The sequence below is a fragment of the Bradyrhizobium iriomotense genome (assembly GCF_018130765.1).
In the GTDB taxonomy this organism is placed as follows: domain Bacteria; phylum Pseudomonadota; class Alphaproteobacteria; order Rhizobiales; family Xanthobacteraceae; genus Bradyrhizobium; species Bradyrhizobium iriomotense_A.
The window spans coordinates 26,021-42,980 of sequence record NZ_JAFCJZ010000006.1 but is presented as its reverse complement, the minus strand read 5'-3'; the positions used below and the strand labels follow the sequence as shown (position 1 = coordinate 42,980).

Sequence of the window (16,960 nt, the reverse complement as noted above, 5' to 3'; positions counted from 1 at the left end):
CCCCGTTCTTACGGGGAGAGGTCGGATCGCGCAGCGATCCGGGTGAGGGGCAAGCCGCGCGTTCGATCGTTAGATTGGTTCGTGTTGAGAGAGGCCCCTCACCCCAACCCTCTCCCCGTAAGAACGGGGAGAGGGAGGGAGAGAGATGTGCTTAGGCCTTGCCGGCCGAATCCTTGCGGGTCGCGTTGACCTGCATCTTGGCATAGGTGGTCATCAGACCGACCTCGTTCGAGAGCGTCACCAGCTTGAAGCCCATGTTGATGGCGCGCGCGGCACCTTCCGCGCCGCTGCAATGGATGCCGGGATTGAGGTCGCGCTTGCCGCATTCCTTGATGATCTTCTCGTAGATCGCGAGGATCTCGGGCTCGCTGCGGTCGAGCTTGGGCTCGAGGCCGTAGGAGAAGCCGAGATCGGACGGACCGATATAGACGCCGTCGATGCCTTCGACATCGAGGATCGCTTCCATGTTCTCGACCGCGGTCCGGGTCTCCATCATCGGCAGCAGCACGATCTCGTCGTTGGCCGTCTTCTGGTAGGAGCCGGCGGTGCCGTACATGCCGGCGCGGATCGGGCCGTTGGAGCGCACGCCCTTCGGCGGATATTTGGAATAGGAGACGAGGTTCCGGGCTTCCTGCGGCGTATTGACCATCGGGCAGATCACGCCATAGGCGCCGCCATCGAGCACCTTGCCGATGATGCCGGGCTCGTTCCAGGGCACGCGCACCATCGGGGTCACCGGGTGCTTGTCCATCGCCTGGAAGCACTGAACCATCGAGAGATAGTCCTGCACGCCGTGCTGCATGTCGACCGTGACGCTGTCGAAGCCGCATTGCGCGACCATCTCGGCCGAGAAGCCGGAGGGAATTGCCAGCCACGCATTGACCACGGCCTTGCCCGACTTCCAGATCTCTTTGACTTTGTTCGCCACGTTGCCTTCCTTCTTTGTTGTTTGGACTGTCGTCACCATGACGAGCGCCGCGACAAGGCGACGCCGTTATTACCGCGAACCCGATCGCCGCGCTACGCTCGCAATGACGCAAGATGTCATCCGGCAAGGGGGGCATCCGTCCCGGCGCCGACTTTCGAGCGATCGGCTTGGGCGGCACTTTGAGCGAAAAAATGCGGCCATGTCCATGACAGTTGCCGCGCGGGAGCGCATATCTGCTGTCACTCCTCGGCACTTGCCTCGTTGCCGGCGCCGAGGCCAGCGAGACTCTGCTCGAGTTCGCCGAGCATCTCCTGCAATTCGGCGAGCTTGCGGGCGCCGAAGCGGCTGGTGATCTCGGCGTAGATCGCCTCCGAGGTCGGCGCCACGGAGGCCATCAGCTTCACGCCCTCCTTCGAGATCGAGACCATGCTGCGGCGCTGGTCCGCTTTCGCCGTCTTGCGCTCGATCAGGTTGCGCGCCTCGAGATCGCGCAGGATGCGCGACAGGCTCGGCCCGAGGAGGAACGCAGTGCGCGCGAGTTCCGTGACCTCGGCGGCCTCGATGGCGGCGAGCGCGCGCAGGATGCGCCATTGCTGCTCGGTGAGGCCATGTTCGCGCAGCGAGGGGCGGAACTGCCGCATCACAGCCTCACGCGCCCGCAGCAGCGACATCGGCAGCGAGCGCGAAAAGTCGCGCATCGGCACATGGCGGGCGGCAGGTGCGCTTCCATTCGCGGGATCAGCCGGTCTCTTGCTCATGACGCCCTTTCAGACTGCAAAACGTTTGCAGTGCAGCAAACTCAGATTCTGTTTGACGCATTCACTTAACATGTTAAGTATCTCCGGGCACCACGATTTGTAAGATCACGAATGGCGCTTTCCAACGACGATATCCAGGCTTGCGCGAGGCGTCTGCACCAGGCGGAGAAGACCCGCACGCAGATCCGACAGCTCTCGCAGGATTTCCCCGAGATCAGCATCGCTGATGCCTACGCGATTCAGAAGGCCTGGGTCGACGTCAAGATCGCGGGGGGGCGCGTCGTCAAGGGCCACAAGATCGGCCTGACCTCGAAGGCGATGCAGAGCGCGCTCAATATCGACGAGCCGGATTCCGGCGTGCTGCTCGACGACATGTTCTTCGCCGATGGCGGTCTGGTCCCGACCGAGCGCTTCATCGCGACGCGCGTCGAGGCCGAGCTCGCCTTCGTCATGAGCAAGCGCCTCACAGGGCCCGACTGCACGATGTTCGACGTGCTCAATGCCACCGACTTCGTGGTGCCGGCGCTGGAGATTTTGGATACGCGGATCGAGCGTGTCGATCCCAAGACCAAGGCGACGCGCAAGATCTTTGACACCATCGCCGACAATGCGGCGAATGCCGGCATCGTGCTCGGGGGACGGCCGATCCGTCCGCTGGATGCCGATCTGCGCTGGATCGGCGCATTGTGTTTCAAGAACGGTCAGCTGGAAGAGACGGGTCTCGCCGCCGGCGTGCTCAATCATCCCGCGACAGCCGTCGCGTGGCTTGCGAACAAGATCGCGCCGCTTGGGCTGGCGCTCGAGCCCGGGCAGGTCGTGCTTGCCGGCTCCTTCATCCGTCCGATCGAGACCCGCAGGGGCGACACAATTCAAGCCGATTATGGCGTCTACGGCTCGGTGAGCTGCTACTTCGCTTAAGCGACAAGACTACAGAGGGAGTGAAACCGCGATGCCGCATTTCACCATTGAATATTCGGCCAATCTCGATGGCCGCCTCGACATCGGCGCGGTCTGCGAGATCGTGCGCAAGGCGGCGGTCGAGACCGGCATCTTCCCGCTCGGCGGCATCCGCGTCCGCGCGATCCGCTGCGAGCATTATGCGATCGCGGACGCGCGACAGGACTACGGCTTCCTCGACATGGTGCTGCGCATCGGCGAGGGCCGCGACCTTCCTACGCGCCAGAAAGCCGGCGAGCACGTCTTCCAGGCACTCTCGAAACATCTCGATCCCGTCTTCGCCGCCAGCAAATTCGCTTTGTCGTTCGACATGCAGATCAACGACAAGGACACCAGCTGGAAGCGCAACAACATCCACGACGCCCTGAAGGTGGAGGCCGCCCATGGATAAGCCCACCCCGAAAGCCGACGTATTCCAGGCCAACCGCGACCGCGTCGCGCCGCTGCTGAAAACGCTGCGCGCCGACGGCATCGGCCACATGATCGACGGCAAGATCGTGCCGTCGATATCGGGCGAGACGTTCGAGACCAAGTCGCCGGTCGATGGCGCTGTCCTCGCCAGCGTCGCACGCGGCAATGCGGAGGATATCGATCGCGCGGCAACGGCCGCTTCGCTCGCGTTCAAGTCCTGGCGCGACATGGGGCCGGCGATGCGGCGCAAGCTGCTGCATCGGGTGGCCGATGCGATCGAGGACAATGCCGACGACATCGCCGTGCTCGAATGCATCGACACGGGACAAGCCTACCGCTTCATGGCCAAGGCCGCGATCCGCGCCGCCGAGAACTTCCGCTTCTTCGCCGACAAATGCGCGGAGGCACGCGACGGCCTCAACACGCCGAGCGACGAGCACTGGAACATCTCGACGCGCGTGCCGATCGGCCCGGTCGGCGTGATCACGCCGTGGAACACGCCGTTCATGCTCTCGACCTGGAAGATCGCCCCTGCCCTGGCCGCCGGCTGCACCGTCGTGCACAAGCCGGCCGAGTGGTCGCCGGTGACGGCTTCCATTCTGGCAAGGCTCGTCAAGGAAGCCGGCGTGCCCGACGGCGTGCTCAACACCGTGCACGGCTTTGGCGAGGAGGCCGGCAAGGCCCTGACCGAGCATCCCGCCATCAAGGCGATCGGCTTCGTTGGCGAGAGCGCGACGGGATCTGCCATCATGATCCAGGGCGCCCCCACGCTGAAGCGCGTGCATTTCGAGCTCGGCGGCAAGAACCCCGTGATCGTGTTCGACGATGCCGATCTCGACCGCGCGCTCGACGCCGTCGTATTCATGATCTACTCGCTCAACGGCGAGCGCTGCACGTCATCCAGCCGCCTGCTGATCCAGCAGAGCATCGCGGAAAAATTCGTGGAGAAGCTGACCGCGCGCGTGAAGGCGCTGAAGGTTGGCCATCCCCTCGATCCCGCCACCGAAATCGGCCCGCTGATCCACGAGCGGCACCTGGCAAAGGTCTGCTCTTATTTCGACGTCGCGCGCCAGGACGGCGCGACGATCGCGGTCGGCGGCAAGGCCTATGACGGCCCGGGCGGCGGGCATTATGTCGAGCCGACGCTGGTGACCGGCGCGCACGGCAAGATGCGGGTGGCGCAGGAGGAGGTGTTCGGCCCCTTCCTCACCGTGCTGCCCTTCAAGGACGAAGCGGACGCCGTCGCGATCGCCAACGACATCCGTTATGGCCTCACCGGCTATGTCTGGACCAACGATGTCGGTCGTGCTCTGCGCGTTGCCGACGCGCTGGAGGCCGGGATGATCTGGCTCAACTCGGAAAACGTCCGCCATCTGCCGACGCCGTTCGGCGGCATGAAGGCCTCCGGCATCGGCCGCGACGGCGGCGATTACTCGTTCGACTTCTACATGGAAACCAAGCATGTCTCGCTGGCGCGGGGCACGCACAAGATTCAGAAGCTGGGAATTTAGGGAAACAGTCGTTCCGGGGCGTGCGAAGCACGAACCCGGAATCCATTTATCCACCAACTCTGCTGCACGATGGATTCCGGGTTCGGCTCTTCGAGCCGCCCCGGAATGACAAGTTCGAGGGGAAACGCCAATGCCCGTACCGCAACACGTCTTCGAACCGCCGTTCAACATCATCCGCTCCAGCCACGTCGTGCTCGACGTCACCGATCTGAAGCTGAGCCGCGAGTTCTACGAGACCACCGTTGGCCTGCATGTCGAGGATGCCGACGACAGTGTCGTGTACCTGCGCGCCGCCGAGGAGCACCAGCATCATTCGCTGGTGCTGCGGAAGGCAGCCGTGCCCGCCTGTAACAGGCTCGGCTTCAAGGTCGGCAACGACAAAGATCTCGACGAGGCTGCCGCGTTCCTCTCCGAGAACGGCCTCGCCTACGCCTTCGTCGATCAGCCCTTCCAGGGCCGTACGCTGCAATTCACCGATCCCTTCGGCTTCCAGATCGAGCTCTATGCGGCGATGGACAAGCGGCCGCATCTGCTCCGCCGCTACGACCTCTATAGGGGCTGCCACCCGCAGCGGCTCGACCATTTCAACGTCTTCGCCGCCGAGGTGCAGGACACCGTCGACTTCTATGCCCGGCTCGGCTTCCGCCTCACCGAATATGCCGAGGAGGACGGACCGAACGGGCGCATCGCGGCGGCCTGGATGCATCGCAAGGGCAACGTCCACGATTTTGCGATCACCAACGGCAAGGGCCCGCGGCTGCACCATTTCGCCTACTGGACGCCGACGGCGATGAACATCATCCATCTCTGCGACGTCATGGCCTCGCAAGGCTTTGTGAAGAACATCGAGCGCGGTCCGGGACGCCACGGCATCTCGAACGCGTTCTTCCTCTACGTGCGCGATCCCGACGGACACCGCCTCGAGCTCTACACCAGCGACTATTTTACCGGCGACCACGACCACGAGCCGCTGCGCTGGTCGCTGCGCGATCCGCGCCGCCAGACGCTGTGGGGCGCGCCGGCGCCGCGCTCCTGGTTCGAGCAGGGCTCGCCGTTCAGCGGGCAAGCCGTGCGCGAGCCGAAGTTCGTGGCCGATGTGCTGGTGGCGGATTGATGCGGGTGAGTTTCGAAGTCTCTCTCCACCCGTCGTCCCGGCGAAGGCCGGGACCCATAACCACAGGGAGTGGTTTGGCGAAAGCTGGTCGTTCGGTACACCTACCGAATGCAATCGATAGATTCCGCGGTATGGGTCCCGGCCTTCGCCGGGACGACAGGGAATAGTAGCCGATGAAGCTTCCACGCCTCGCCACCTATTCGGTCAAAGGTGAAACCCACTACGGCGCCGTCCTCGAGGGCGGCATCGTCGATCTCTCCGCGCGCCACGCAAAAGACTATCCGACGCTGCGCGAGGTGATCGCCGCGGGCAAGCTCGTGAGCTTTGCCGAGGAAGCCGCCGGCCGCACGCCGGTGCACGCGCTCGGCGAGATCACATGGCTACCGCCGGTGCCCGCGCCGGAGAAGATCATCTGCATCGGCGTCAACTACCCTGATCGTAATGCCGAGTACAAGGACGGCCAGGACGCGCCGAAATATCCGAGCATGTTCATGCGGAGCCCACGCTCCTTCGTCGGCCACGACACGCCGCTGGTACGCCCGCGCGCGTCCGCGCAGCTCGACTATGAGGGCGAGATCGCGCTGGTGATCGGCAAGCAAGGCCGGCACATCGCCGAGAGCGCCGCGCTCGATCACATCGCCGCGCTGACGCTGTGCAACGAAGGCTCGGTGCGCGACTGGCTGCGTCACGCCAAGTTCAACGTTACGCAGGGTAAGAACTTTGATTCCAGCGGCAGCCTCGGCCCCTGGCTCGTGCCTTACACGAAGGAAGCGCAGATCGCAGATATTCGCCTGACGACGCATGTCAATGGCGAGCTCAGGCAGGACGACCGCACCAGCCGGCTGATGTTTCCGTTCCGCTACCTCATCAGCTATATCTCGACCTTCGCAACGCTCGTTCCCGGTGACATCATCGTGACGGGCACGCCGACCGGCGCCGGTGCGCGGTTTGATCCGCCGCGCTATCTGAAGCCTGGCGATGTCATCGAGGTCGCAGCCGAGGGGATCGGGTCTTTACGCAACGGCGTCGTCGACGAAGCCTAAGACAACAACACGAATGGAATGATGCAATGACCACCCTCACCGGCGGCGAAGCGATCGTAAGCGGCCTTGTCGCCCATGGCGTCGACACTGTGTTCGGCCTGCCCGGCGCGCAAATCTACGGCCTGTTCGACGCCTTCCACCAGGCCCAGCTCAAGGTGATCGGCGCGCGGCACGAGCAGGCCTGCGGCTACATGGCGTTCGGCTATGCGCGCGCCAGCGGCCGGCCCGGCGTGTTCAGCGTGGTGCCCGGCCCCGGCGTGCTCAATGCCAGCGCGGCGCTGCTCACCGCCTATGGCTGCAACGAGCCGGTGCTGTGCGTCACCGGCCAGGTGCCGACGCAATTCCTCGGCAAGGGCCGCGGCCATCTGCACGAGATGCCGGACCAGCTCGCGACCTTGCGCACCTATGTGAAATGGGCCGACCGCATCGAGACGCCCGGCAATGCGCCGACCACCGTGGCGCGCGCTTTCCAGGAGATGACGTCCGGCCGGCGTGGCCCTGCCTCGGTCGAGATGCCCTGGGACATTTTTACCCAGCGCGCGGCCACGGCTGCGGCACAGGTGCTGGAGCCGCTGCCCGCGCCGCTGCCCGATCCTGATATGATCAAGCAGGCGGCCGCGCTGATCAAGGCGAGCAAGGCGCCGATGATCTTCGTCGGCAGCGGTGCGATCGAGGCAGGCGAGGAGATCCTCGAGCTCGCCGAGATGATCGATGCGCCCGTGGTCGCCTTCCGCAGCGGTCGCGGCATCGTCTCCAACGCGCACGAGCTCGGCCTCACCATGGCCGCCGCCTACAAGCTGTGGCCGAACACCGATCTCATGATCGGCATCGGCACGCGGCTGGAGCTGCCGACCATGTCGCGCTGGCCGTATCAGCCCGCTGGCCTGAAGAGCATCCGCATCGACATCGATCCGGTCGAGATGCGGCGGTTCGCTTCCGACACCGCGATCGTCGCCGATGCCAAGGCCGCGACTGCCTATCTCGCCGCCGCCGTGCGGAAGGTGGGTTACAGCAAGACCGCCGGCCGCCGCGGCGCGATCCGCGAAGCGACCGCGAGCGCACAAGCCGAGATCCAGCGCGTCCAGCCGCAGATGGCGTATCTGAACATCCTGCGCGAGGTGCTGCCGGCCAATGCGATCGTGACCGATGAATTGTCGCAGGTCGGCTTCGCCTCCTGGTACGGCTTTCCGATCTACCAGCCGCGCACCTTCATCACATCAGGCTATCAGGGCACGCTCGGCTCGGGCTTCCCGACCGCGCTCGGCGCCAAGGTCGCCAACCCCGACAAGCCTGTGGTCGCCATCACCGGCGACGGCGGCTTCATGTTCGGCGTGCAGGAGCTCGCCACCGCCGTGCAGTTCAACATCGGCGTGGTGACGCTGGTGTTCAACAACAACGCCTACGGCAATGTCCGCCGCGACCAGCGCGAGCGTTTTGATGGCCGCGTGGTGGCGTCTGACCTGGTCAACCCGGATTTCGTCAAGCTCGCGGAGTCCTTTGGCGTGGCGGCTGCGCGCGTCACCGCGCCGGACCAGTTCAAGGCTGCGATGGAGAAGGCGCTTAGCCATGGCGGGCCGTATCTGATCTCGGTCGAGGTGACCCGGGATTCGGAGGTGAGTCCGTGGGCGTTCATTCACCCGCCGAAGCCTTGAGGCCGGACGCTCCCTGAAGCCGCGCCGCCGCGATCACCAGCAGGCCCGCGCCGGCGACCGACCAGCAGGCGACCGGCGCCCAGTGCAGCAGCGGCGCATATTCGGGTAGCTTCTGCAAGCCGCCCGCGACCGCCGCCATCCGCGCGAAGGTGCCGAGGGCCAATGCCGAGAAGACGAGGCCGGTGACCTTGCCCTCCGCGCCGGTCGAGCCGATGGCGAGCGCGGCGGAGATCGCGCTCATCAGCATGCAGCCCCACGCGGCACCGGCGAGAAACTGCGCCGCGATCAGCGTGTTGAGACTGCCGGCGAGCTCCGCCGCCGCGATCGCGACCGCACCGAGCAATCCGGCGGCACCCATCACAATCAGGCCGCCGCGGTGCCTGACAACGAGGCTTGCCGGAAACATCGCGATGTTGAAGCCGATCCAGAACACCGGCATCAGCCATTGCAGCTCGTTCGGCTTGGCGAAGCGCAGATAGAACGGCGCGCTGTTCATGGCGAAGTGCAATTGATAGCCGAGCGCCAGCGCCACCATCGCGACGATAAAGGCGATCGGCACGAGGCCAAGCGGCTTGGCCGCCTCGGCCGGCGTCGGCGGCGAGGTGTCGCGCGCCACGTCGTACTCGACCCGTGACAGCCCGAGCGCCGTCAGCAGCAGCCCCGCGCTCGAGATCACGAAAGGCAGCCGCGCATCGTGCTCACGCAGCACCACGCCGAGATAGGGCGAGACGGCGCCGGCGACCCCATAGCCCAGCATGGCCAGCGCAGCGAGAAACGGCACCTGCGGCCTGGCGCGATATTTGCCGAGCAGGGTCAGCGGCGGGGCGCGCAGGGCCGATGACGTGATCGACCAGACCACGATCAGCGCGATCAACCAGGCCTGCGCGCCCGCGCCGATCCCGGCCACGAAGGGCATCGCGACGAAGGCCGCGCAGGAGATCGCCGCCAACACGCCGACGAACAGGCCGAGCCTGCCGACGAATGGCGCGATCCTGTCGGCGGCGATCCCCATCGCGGTGTCGGCGATGGTGAAGATCGCCTGGTCCAGCATCAGGATGAAGATCACCGCCGCCGGCGCGATGCCGGCATCGGCCGCGAGCTTCGGCAGGTAGATGACGTAGGTCGTCCAGCCCAGCGTGAACACGAGCTGCAGCGCGGCGAGATAAAGTCCCGTGCGAGCCGCGCTGCGGCTCGCGCCAGTCGAGACCTCTGCTGTGGTCATGTCGCCGCCTCCCCTCGCCGGAGCTTAGACGACGGCCCGACTTGAGGGAATGCTTCAGAGCACCTTGCGGAAAGTCAAATTGATCCGCCGCCGTCCGAGCAGTGGATGCTCACCATCGGCGAGCGGTGCCACGCCGTGATAGGCGAGCCTGCTGGCCCCGCCCCAGACCACGACGTCGCCATGGACGAGCCGGAAGCGGCGCGGCTTGTCGCTGCGCGCCATGCCGCCGAACAGGAAGATCGCGGGCAGACCGAGCGAGACCGAGACGATCGGCGCGGAGAACTCCAATTCGTCCTTGTCCTGATGCAGCGACAGCCGCGTGCCGGGCTCGTAGCGATTGACGAGGCAGGCATCGGGCGAAAAGCCGTTAAAACCGCCCTGCTCGGCTGCACGGCGGGCGAGATCGCAAAACACCGGCGGCATCGCCGGCCATGGCGCGCCGGTTCGTGGATCGATGGGATCATAGCGATAGCCGGTGTGATCGGTGATCCAGCCGCGCTCGCCGCAATTGGTCATGGCCACCGACATCTGGTAGCCACCGGGCGTCGTCATCCGCCGGAACGGCGACTGCGCCACAATGGCGCGCACCGCTTCGATCAGCTCGCTTTCGATCGGCTTGACGAAACCGCGCAGCAGCACGGCGCCGTCGGCGATCTCCTCGCGCGACGGCTGCGCCTCGGCGACTGTGTCGAACAGATCACCCGTCAATCGCAGCACTCATTTGGCATCATGAAAGATCACACCCAGCGTGTGGCGTTGGCCGGACCTGATCCGGCTGACGCCATGGCGGAGATTAACGCGGTAGGTGCCGCGTGTCCCCTGCACCGGGCGGTGATGCACGGCAAAGGCGACCGCATCGCCCTGCGCGAGCGGCACCACCTCGGCGCGGGACTGCATGCGCGGGCGCTGCTCCGTCAGCACGAACTCGCCGCCGGTGAAATCGCGCCCCGGCTCCGACAGCAGGATCGCGACCTGGAGCGGGAAGACGTGCTCGCCATAGAGATCCTGATGCAGGCAATTATAGTCGCCAGCCTCGTATTGCAGCAGCAATGGCGTCGGCCGTGTCTGGCCAGCGTCATGGCAGCGCTTGAGGAAGGCGGCGTGCGCGGCGGGATAGCGGATGTCGATCCCCATCGCCTCGTTCCAGCGATTGGCGACGCCTTGCAGGTGCGTGTAGAGCGCCGGACGGAGCTGCGCGATCAGATCGGGGAGCGGATAGGAGAAATACTTGTACTCGCCGCGGCCAAAGCCGTGGCGCCCCATGACGATGCGGCTGCGGAAGCCTGCATCATCGGGATAGAGCGCGGCAATGGCGCGACATTGGTCGGGGGTGAGCAGGCCCTTCAGGACGGCGCAGCCCTGGGAGTCGATCTCACTCGTGATCTGGGGCCAGTCGAGGGTGTCGACGTGGGAGGTCAGGTCGGTCGCCTCGTCAATAGCCGGAGCACGTTTCGCGATTGCCATAGCGGTCGTCCTATTCACTTTCGTCATTACGGGGCGCGACGCAGTCGCGAGCCCGGAATCCATTCCTCCACCGACGATGACGCACGATGGATTCCGCGCTCGCGCCCAATTGGGCGCGCCCCGGAATGGCGGATTTGGGTGTCGCAGATCGCGCCTGCGATAACCACCCGATTTCCGTAAGGCCCAACCCGCCCCAATTCCGTCCGGTTCCGCCGTAAGGTTGTAACGAGCTCGTCCCGCTCCTTCAGCCTGCACTCGATGCGCAAATTTCTCGTCATTGCTGCCAAGACGACGCTGGCCCTGCTCTCGCTCGCGAGTGCCGGCCTGCTGGCCGTCGCCTTATACGTCGTTTGGCACTTCGAATACGAGGTCGGCGTTCCCGACGTCGCGCGTATCGCCGCAGCATCTGCGACTGGTCCCGTTTGTCGCGCCGACAAACAAGACCCATACACTCCGCTCGCCGATATTCCCCTGCTGCTGCAGAAGGCGGTCATCGCGTCGGAGGAGCCGGAATTCTACGAGCGTCCGTCCCTCAATCCCTATTTTGAGAGCGTGTTTGCGGCCATTGTCCGCCGCGAGCCGCGGTCATCGGGGATCACCTGGGGCGTGACAAGGTGCCTGGTCGCCGGAAGCGCCAATTGTTGCCGCGGTCTCGATTGGCACCTCGGCAACGCCTATCTGGTGAACCGCGTCGCGAGGGCATTTTCGCGCGACCGCCTTCTCGAAATCTATCTGAACGAGATGTATCTCGGACGAGGCAGCTACGGGGTCGACGCCGCGGCGACCGCGTATTTCGGCAAGCCGATGAAGATGCTCGCAATCGACGAGATTGCGCTCCTGGCTGCGCTGCATAGAACGCCGCAGATCGCGATGAGACGGAACGACCTCGCCAAGGACTGGCGAAACCGCGTCATCGACCGCATGCTGCGGGCAGCGTTGATCAGCGAAGCCGAAGCCGACGGGGCTCGGCAGCGCCCCATCGAATTTCGCGACGCGCCCGCCTCAACCCCGGCCGGCCAGCGTAGCCTGTAGCGCTCAGCCCCGCACCGGCAGCGTCGTCACGTCGTACCCGTGCTTGATGATGCGCTTCAGCACGGGGTCTTCCAGCTCGAACTCGAACCGCTCCGCCGGGCGGATGCCGCCCTTGGCGGCAAACGTGCCGCCGAACATGGCGCAGCCGTCGGGGAACTTGCCAGCTTCGAAGCCGCGCGCGATCAGGTCATCGACCGGCAGCATGGCGTCCAGCGTGCCCTCCTGGTAGAGCACCCGCTCGCCCTTGATCGTGGCGTAGGAGCGCAGGATCATCTTGTCCCAGTGGCCGATGACGTCCTCGAGCTCCCACAGCGTCGAGGCGATCGGCTTGTCGCACATCTGCTTCGACACCGTGACGTTATAGGCCTCGACCTTGCGGTCGGTGTGGTCGGAGCCGCAGCCGACGAAGACGCGGCCCTGCCAGCCGACCAGCACGAACTCGACCTCGCCGCTGGAGTCGCCACCGGTGCATTCGATGCGGTCTTCCTGGGTCAGCCGCCGCGCCGAGGCGCGATAGTAGATCGGCGTCGAGGCCGGCGGGGCGATGCCCATCTCCTGCAGCTCGGCGATGTGCTTGTCGCGCGCGACGGGGTCGCGGCCGGTCCAGCCGGCGATGACCATCTGGTCGATCGCCAGCGTCAGCGGCGTGGTGGTGTCCTGGGCGTCGACGGTGAAAGTGAGATCAAACACGAATGACGGCCTCCATGCCGGCAGCAAGTTCAAAGATACGGCGGTCCGAGCCGCCCGCGCCTGCCAGCATCAGGCCGACCGGGACGTCGCCCGCGCGATGTGCGGGCAGCGAGATGGCGCAGCCGTCGATCATGTTGATGAGAGTGCAGTTGCGCAGCGCGCGCAGGTTCTGGGCGGTGAACACCTTGTCGTCGGCAAGGTCGGCGATCTTCGGCGGCGTGTTCGCGGTGGTCGGCAGCACCAGGGCGTCATAGGGCGCGATGCGCGCGTTGACCCGGGCAATCAGCGAGCGGCGCTCGTTGAGCAGATCGATATAGTCGGCCGCGCTCTGCGCCTCGCCGCGCATGATGCGCACCGACACGCGGGGATCGTAGACGTCGCCCTTGGCCGTGATGAGATAGCGGTGCCAGGCGTAGCTTTCGGAGGCCGCAAAACCGCCCTTGGCGTTCATCGGGCCGATGTCGTGGAACTCGACCATCTCGATCCGCTCGATGACGGCGCCGTGGTCAGCGAGCGTCTTCAGCGCGCGTTCGAAGGTCTCGGAGACCGCCGCGTCGAGATCGTCGAGCGCGATCGTGGTCGGCACCGCGAGCCGCATGCCCTTCACGGGCCGCGGCTTCAGCGCGACGATGGGCTCGCCCGCGAGCACGGCATCGAGTATGGCACAGCAGCTGACCGATCGCGCCAGAGGCCCGATGCTGTCGAGCGAGAAGGACAGCGGCACCGAGCCGTCCAGCGGCACGCGGCGCTGCGTCGGCTTGTAGCCGACGATGCCGTTGAAGGCCGCCGGAATGCGGCAGGAGCCGCCGGTGTCGGTGCCGAGCGCGCCATGCGCCATGCCGTCGAGCACGGACACCGCGGCGCCCGAGGAGGAGCCGCCCGGCACATGGCCCTCGGCCCGGTTCCAGGCGCCTTTCGGCGTGCCGTAATGCGGATTGATGCCGATGCCGGAATAGGCGAACTCGGTCATGTTGGTGCGCCCGATCAGCACAAAGCCGGCATTACGCAGCCGCGCGACCGCCGCCGCATCGTGCTCGGCTGGATCGGAATCGTCGAGCGCACGGGAGCCGGCGCGCGTGGTCTGTCCCTTGATGTCGAACAGATCCTTGATCGAGATGGGAATGCCGGCATAGCGCGAGGGCGCCGCCTTGACCTTGCGCAGGGCATCCATGGCGTCGGCGGTCGTCAGCGCCGCGTCCTTGTCGACATGGATGAAGGCGCGCTGCCCCTCGCCGGCGGGATCGGCGATCCTGGCGATGCACGCTTCGACAAGCTTGCGAGAGGTAGTGCGGCCGCTTTCGAGGTCGTCGGCGAGCTTCGCCAGTGTCGGAAAATCGGGCATGTCTGTCTCACGGAATATTGGCGCGCGCAATCTATAGCGCCGACTCAGTTCGACACAAGCATTGTGCGCATGATGGCATGCATGCGCATTGCTGGACCGTTGACGCGCGATGGTCGATTGTCGCATCAAGATCGAAACAGGCGGGCGTGAAGCCTGCCCCTTGGGAGGTTTTCCGACATGGCCGAACCGCAGCGGGCGCGACCGAAACCGACGCCGGAGACCCAGCATTTCTGGGACGGCACCAAGGCCGGCGAATTGCGCCTGCAGCGCTGCGACGCCTGCGCGCATGTCTATTTCCCGCCGCGCCCGTTCTGCCCGTCCTGCGCCTCGCGCAAGGTCAGCATCTTCAAGGCGAGCGGCAAGGGTTTTCTCTACAGCTATGTGATCAACCACCGCCCCGCCGCCCCCGGCTTCACGCCGCCTTACGCGATCGCGGTGGTCGAGCTCGCCGAGGGCCCGCGGATGATGAGCAACATCATCGACTGCCCGCAGACGCCCGAAGCACTCGAGCTCGACATGAAGCTCGAGGTGGCTTTCGAGGCACTCGACGACAAGATCACCCTTCCCGTGTTTCGTCCGGCGAAGGGGTAAGGCCATGCGCAGGAACCAGGTTGCCGTCGTCGGCGCGGCCGAGACCACCGAGCTCGGTGTCATCCCCAACGCCTCGCAGCTCCAGCTTCACGCGGATGCGGCGCTCAACGCCATTGCGGATGCCGGGCTGAAGCTGTCCGACATCGACGGCTTTGCCACCGCGGTCGAAACGCCGCAGCAGGTCTGCCACTATCTCGGCATCAAGCCGACCTGGGTGGACGGCACCTCGGTCGGCGGCTGCTCGTTCATGCTGCATGTCCGCCACGCCGCGGCGGCGATCGAGGCGGGTCTCTGCAAGACCGTGCTGATCACCCATGCCGAGAGCGGCAAGTCGATGATCGGCAAGCTGCCGCGCTCGATCCCCGCCGACAGCCTGCAGGGCCAGTTCGAGGCGCCCTACGGCGTCTACGGCCCGCCCAGCATGTTCCCGATTCCCGTGCTGCGCTTCATGAAGACCTACGGCATCACGCACGAGCAGCTGGCTTCGGTTGCGGTGGTACAGCGCGAGTGGGCGGCGAAGAATCCGCGGGCAATGATGAAGGAGCCGATCACGGTCGCCGACGTGCTCAACTCGCGCATGATCGCCTATCCGTTCCGGCTTCTGCAGTGCTGCCTCGTCACCGACGGCGGCGGCGCGCTGATCCTCACCTCGGCCGATCGCGCCAAGGACTTTCCGCGCAAGCCCGTCTACATCATGGGCACCGGCGAGAGCGTGGAGACGCCGATGGTCAGCCAGATGGAGACGTTCAACTCCTCGCGCGCCTTCAAGGTCGCGGGGCCGCTCGCCTTCAAGGAGGCCGGCATCGCGCACGGGGATGTCGACCATCTCATGATCTACGACGCGTTTGCGCATCTGCCGCTGTTCGGGCTCGGCGATCTCGGCTTCATGCCGTACGAAGAAACCGGCAGGTTCATTGCGGATGGCAATACGCGTCCGGGCGGAAAACTGCCGCTCAACACCAATGGCGGCGGATTGAGCTACATGCATTCGGGCATGTACGGCATGTACGCGCTCCAGGAGAGCGTGCGCCAGATGCGTGGGATCGCACCGGCGCAGGTGCCGAATGCGAAGATTTCAGTGTGCCACGGCGTCGGCGGCATGTTCGCGGCGAGTGGGACGATCGTGTTTACGAACGAGAGGTGAAGCACCGTCATTCCGGGGCGCGCGCAGCACGAACCCGGAATCCATCGTGCAGCACACGAGGCGGAGAAATGGATTCCGGGCCCGCGCCAAGAGGCGCGCCCCGGAATGACGGCGGAATTTGGAACGGCTAGCGGAGAATGCAAATGACAAAATCACTGCAAGACAAGGTCATCATCGTCACCGGCGCAGGCCGCGGTATCGGGCGCGAGATCGCGCTGCTGTGCGCGGGCGAAGGCGCCAAGGTCGTGGTCAACGATCCCGGCGGAGCCGCCGACGGCGCCGGCTCGAACGCCGCGCCGGCCGAAGAAGTGGTCGAGGAGATCAAGAAGCGCGGCGGGACTGCCGTTGCCAATTTCGAGTCGGTGGCCGAAGCGATCCCCGCCAGCAAGATCGTGAAGACCGCAACCGATCATTTCGGCCGGCTCGACGGCGTCGTCAACAATGCCGGCATCTTGCGCGACATGATCTTCCACAAGATGAGCGTGGAAGCCTTCGAAGCCGTCATCAAGGTGCATCTGATGGGCTCGTTCTACGTCAGCCACGCCGCGGCGCGCATCTTCCGCGAGCAGGAGTCGGGCTCCTTCGTGCACTTCACCTCGACCTCGGGCCTGATCGGCAACTTTGGCCAAGCTAACTACGCCGCGGCCAAGCTCGGCATCGTCGGGCTGTCGAAGTCGATCGCGCTCGACATGGGCCGCTTCAACGTCCGCTCCAACTGCGTCTCGCCGTTCGCCTGGACCCGCATGATCGGCACCATCCCGACCGAGACCGACGCCGAGAAGGCGCGCGTCGAGAAGATCAAGCAGATGGGGCCGGAGAAGATCGCGCCGCTCTGCGGCTATCTGCTCGGCGATTCCGCCAAGGATGTCACCGGCCAGATCTTCGGCGTGCGCATGAACGAGATCTTCCTGTTCAGCCAGAACCGGCCGATCCGCTCGGTGCAGCGGAGCGAAGGCTGGACGCCGCAATCGATCGCGGAACACGGCATGCCGGCGCTCAAGGGCTCGTTCTACAAACTCGACCGCTCCGCCGACATCTTCACGTGGGATCCCGTGTAAGGATCCCGTCTATCCGCATTTCCCGCATTCCTGCCCTGCGATC

17 protein-coding genes are annotated in these 16,960 nt (G+C 65.4%); 10 read left to right on the top strand and 7 right to left on the bottom strand.

Annotated elements, in window-relative coordinates; all coding sequences use genetic code 11:
• Positions 1-151: 151 nt before the first annotated feature.
• Together JQ635_RS13030 and hpaR are read right to left on the bottom strand one after the other, a co-directional pair.
• Positions 152-928, bottom strand: a complete 777-nt coding sequence (locus tag JQ635_RS13030; RefSeq protein WP_349631862.1) for an HpcH/HpaI aldolase family protein — start codon at positions 926-928, stop codon at positions 152-154.
• A 239-nt stretch (positions 929-1,167) separates the two neighbouring features.
• Positions 1,168-1,686 carry a homoprotocatechuate degradation operon regulator HpaR gene (hpaR, locus tag JQ635_RS13025; RefSeq protein WP_211410269.1) on the bottom strand — a complete coding sequence of 173 codons (519 nt, stop codon included), beginning with the start codon at positions 1,684-1,686 and terminating at the stop codon, positions 1,168-1,170.
• A 111-nt stretch (positions 1,687-1,797) separates the two neighbouring features.
• Here hpaR and hpaH point away from each other — a divergent pair, with 111 nt between their 5' ends.
• From hpaH to JQ635_RS12995, 6 genes are all read left to right on the top strand, one after another.
• The gene (gene hpaH, locus JQ635_RS13020; protein ID WP_211410268.1) at positions 1,798-2,604 is read left to right on the top strand and encodes a 2-oxo-hept-4-ene-1,7-dioate hydratase; all 807 of its coding nucleotides are present in this window, start codon (positions 1,798-1,800) and stop codon (positions 2,602-2,604) included.
• A gap of 31 nt (positions 2,605-2,635) precedes the next feature.
• Positions 2,636-3,034 carry a 5-carboxymethyl-2-hydroxymuconate Delta-isomerase gene (locus tag JQ635_RS13015; protein WP_211410267.1) on the top strand — a complete coding sequence of 133 codons (399 nt, stop codon included), beginning with the start codon at positions 2,636-2,638 and terminating at the stop codon, positions 3,032-3,034.
• Positions 3,027-4,565 carry a 5-carboxymethyl-2-hydroxymuconate semialdehyde dehydrogenase gene (hpaE, locus tag JQ635_RS13010; RefSeq protein ID WP_211410266.1) on the top strand — a complete coding sequence of 513 codons (1,539 nt, stop codon included), beginning with the start codon at positions 3,027-3,029 and terminating at the stop codon, positions 4,563-4,565. Before JQ635_RS13015 ends, hpaE begins: the two co-directional genes overlap by 8 nt.
• 130 nt (positions 4,566-4,695) lie before the next feature.
• A complete protein-coding gene (gene hpaD / locus JQ635_RS13005) occupies positions 4,696-5,679 on the top strand; it encodes a 3,4-dihydroxyphenylacetate 2,3-dioxygenase (protein WP_211410265.1) in 984 nt (327 codons plus the stop codon).
• 173 nt (positions 5,680-5,852) lie between these two features.
• On the top strand, positions 5,853-6,722 hold the full coding sequence (locus JQ635_RS13000) for a fumarylacetoacetate hydrolase family protein (RefSeq protein WP_211410264.1): 870 nt from the start codon (positions 5,853-5,855) through the stop codon (positions 6,720-6,722).
• Positions 6,723-6,748: 26 nt separating this feature from the next.
• Complete coding sequence (locus tag JQ635_RS12995) at positions 6,749-8,374, top strand: thiamine pyrophosphate-dependent enzyme (protein WP_211410263.1); 1,626 nt, start codon at positions 6,749-6,751, stop codon at positions 8,372-8,374.
• Here JQ635_RS12995 and JQ635_RS12990 read toward each other — a convergent pair.
• The 3 genes from JQ635_RS12990 to JQ635_RS12980 are packed head-to-tail and all read right to left on the bottom strand — an operon-like array spanning position 8,352 to position 11,060.
• On the bottom strand, positions 8,352-9,596 hold the full coding sequence (locus JQ635_RS12990) for an MFS transporter (protein ID WP_211410262.1): 1,245 nt from the start codon (positions 9,594-9,596) through the stop codon (positions 8,352-8,354). The genes JQ635_RS12995 and JQ635_RS12990 overlap by 23 nt on opposite strands.
• Positions 9,597-9,650: 54 nt before the next feature.
• Positions 9,651-10,304, bottom strand: a complete 654-nt coding sequence (alkB, locus tag JQ635_RS12985) for a DNA oxidative demethylase AlkB (protein ID WP_211410488.1) — start codon at positions 10,302-10,304, stop codon at positions 9,651-9,653.
• 9 nt (positions 10,305-10,313) lie between these two features.
• Positions 10,314-11,060, bottom strand: a complete 747-nt coding sequence (locus JQ635_RS12980; RefSeq protein WP_211410261.1) for a 2OG-Fe(II) oxygenase — start codon at positions 11,058-11,060, stop codon at positions 10,314-10,316.
• Between the two features lie 258 nt (positions 11,061-11,318).
• Here JQ635_RS12980 and JQ635_RS12975 point away from each other — a divergent pair, with 258 nt between their 5' ends.
• On the top strand, positions 11,319-12,092 hold the full coding sequence (locus JQ635_RS12975; protein WP_211410260.1) for a transglycosylase domain-containing protein: 774 nt from the start codon (positions 11,319-11,321) through the stop codon (positions 12,090-12,092).
• Between the two features lie 3 nt (positions 12,093-12,095).
• Here JQ635_RS12975 and JQ635_RS12970 read toward each other — a convergent pair whose 3' ends face one another.
• Positions 12,096-12,782: a DUF2848 domain-containing protein gene (locus tag JQ635_RS12970; protein WP_211410259.1), complete on the bottom strand. Its 687-nt coding sequence runs from the start codon at positions 12,780-12,782 to the stop codon at positions 12,096-12,098.
• Positions 12,775-14,124 (bottom strand): amidase, encoded by a 1,350-nt coding sequence (locus JQ635_RS12965; RefSeq protein WP_211410258.1) that lies wholly within the window; start codon positions 14,122-14,124, stop codon positions 12,775-12,777. The genes JQ635_RS12970 and JQ635_RS12965 overlap by 8 nt, the downstream gene beginning before the upstream one ends.
• Before the next feature lie 177 nt (positions 14,125-14,301).
• On the opposite strand from JQ635_RS12965, the gene JQ635_RS12960 reads away from it, so the two are divergent.
• From JQ635_RS12960 to JQ635_RS12950, 3 genes are all read left to right on the top strand, one after another.
• Positions 14,302-14,715 carry a Zn-ribbon domain-containing OB-fold protein gene (locus JQ635_RS12960; protein WP_027568974.1) on the top strand — a complete coding sequence of 138 codons (414 nt, stop codon included), beginning with the start codon at positions 14,302-14,304 and terminating at the stop codon, positions 14,713-14,715.
• 4 nt (positions 14,716-14,719) lie between these two features.
• Positions 14,720-15,859, top strand: a complete 1,140-nt coding sequence (locus JQ635_RS12955) for a thiolase C-terminal domain-containing protein (protein WP_211410257.1) — start codon at positions 14,720-14,722, stop codon at positions 15,857-15,859.
• 143 nt (positions 15,860-16,002) lie between these two features.
• Complete coding sequence (locus JQ635_RS12950; RefSeq protein ID WP_211410256.1) at positions 16,003-16,917, top strand: SDR family NAD(P)-dependent oxidoreductase; 915 nt, start codon at positions 16,003-16,005, stop codon at positions 16,915-16,917.
• The last annotated feature ends 43 nt before the right edge of the window (positions 16,918-16,960 follow it).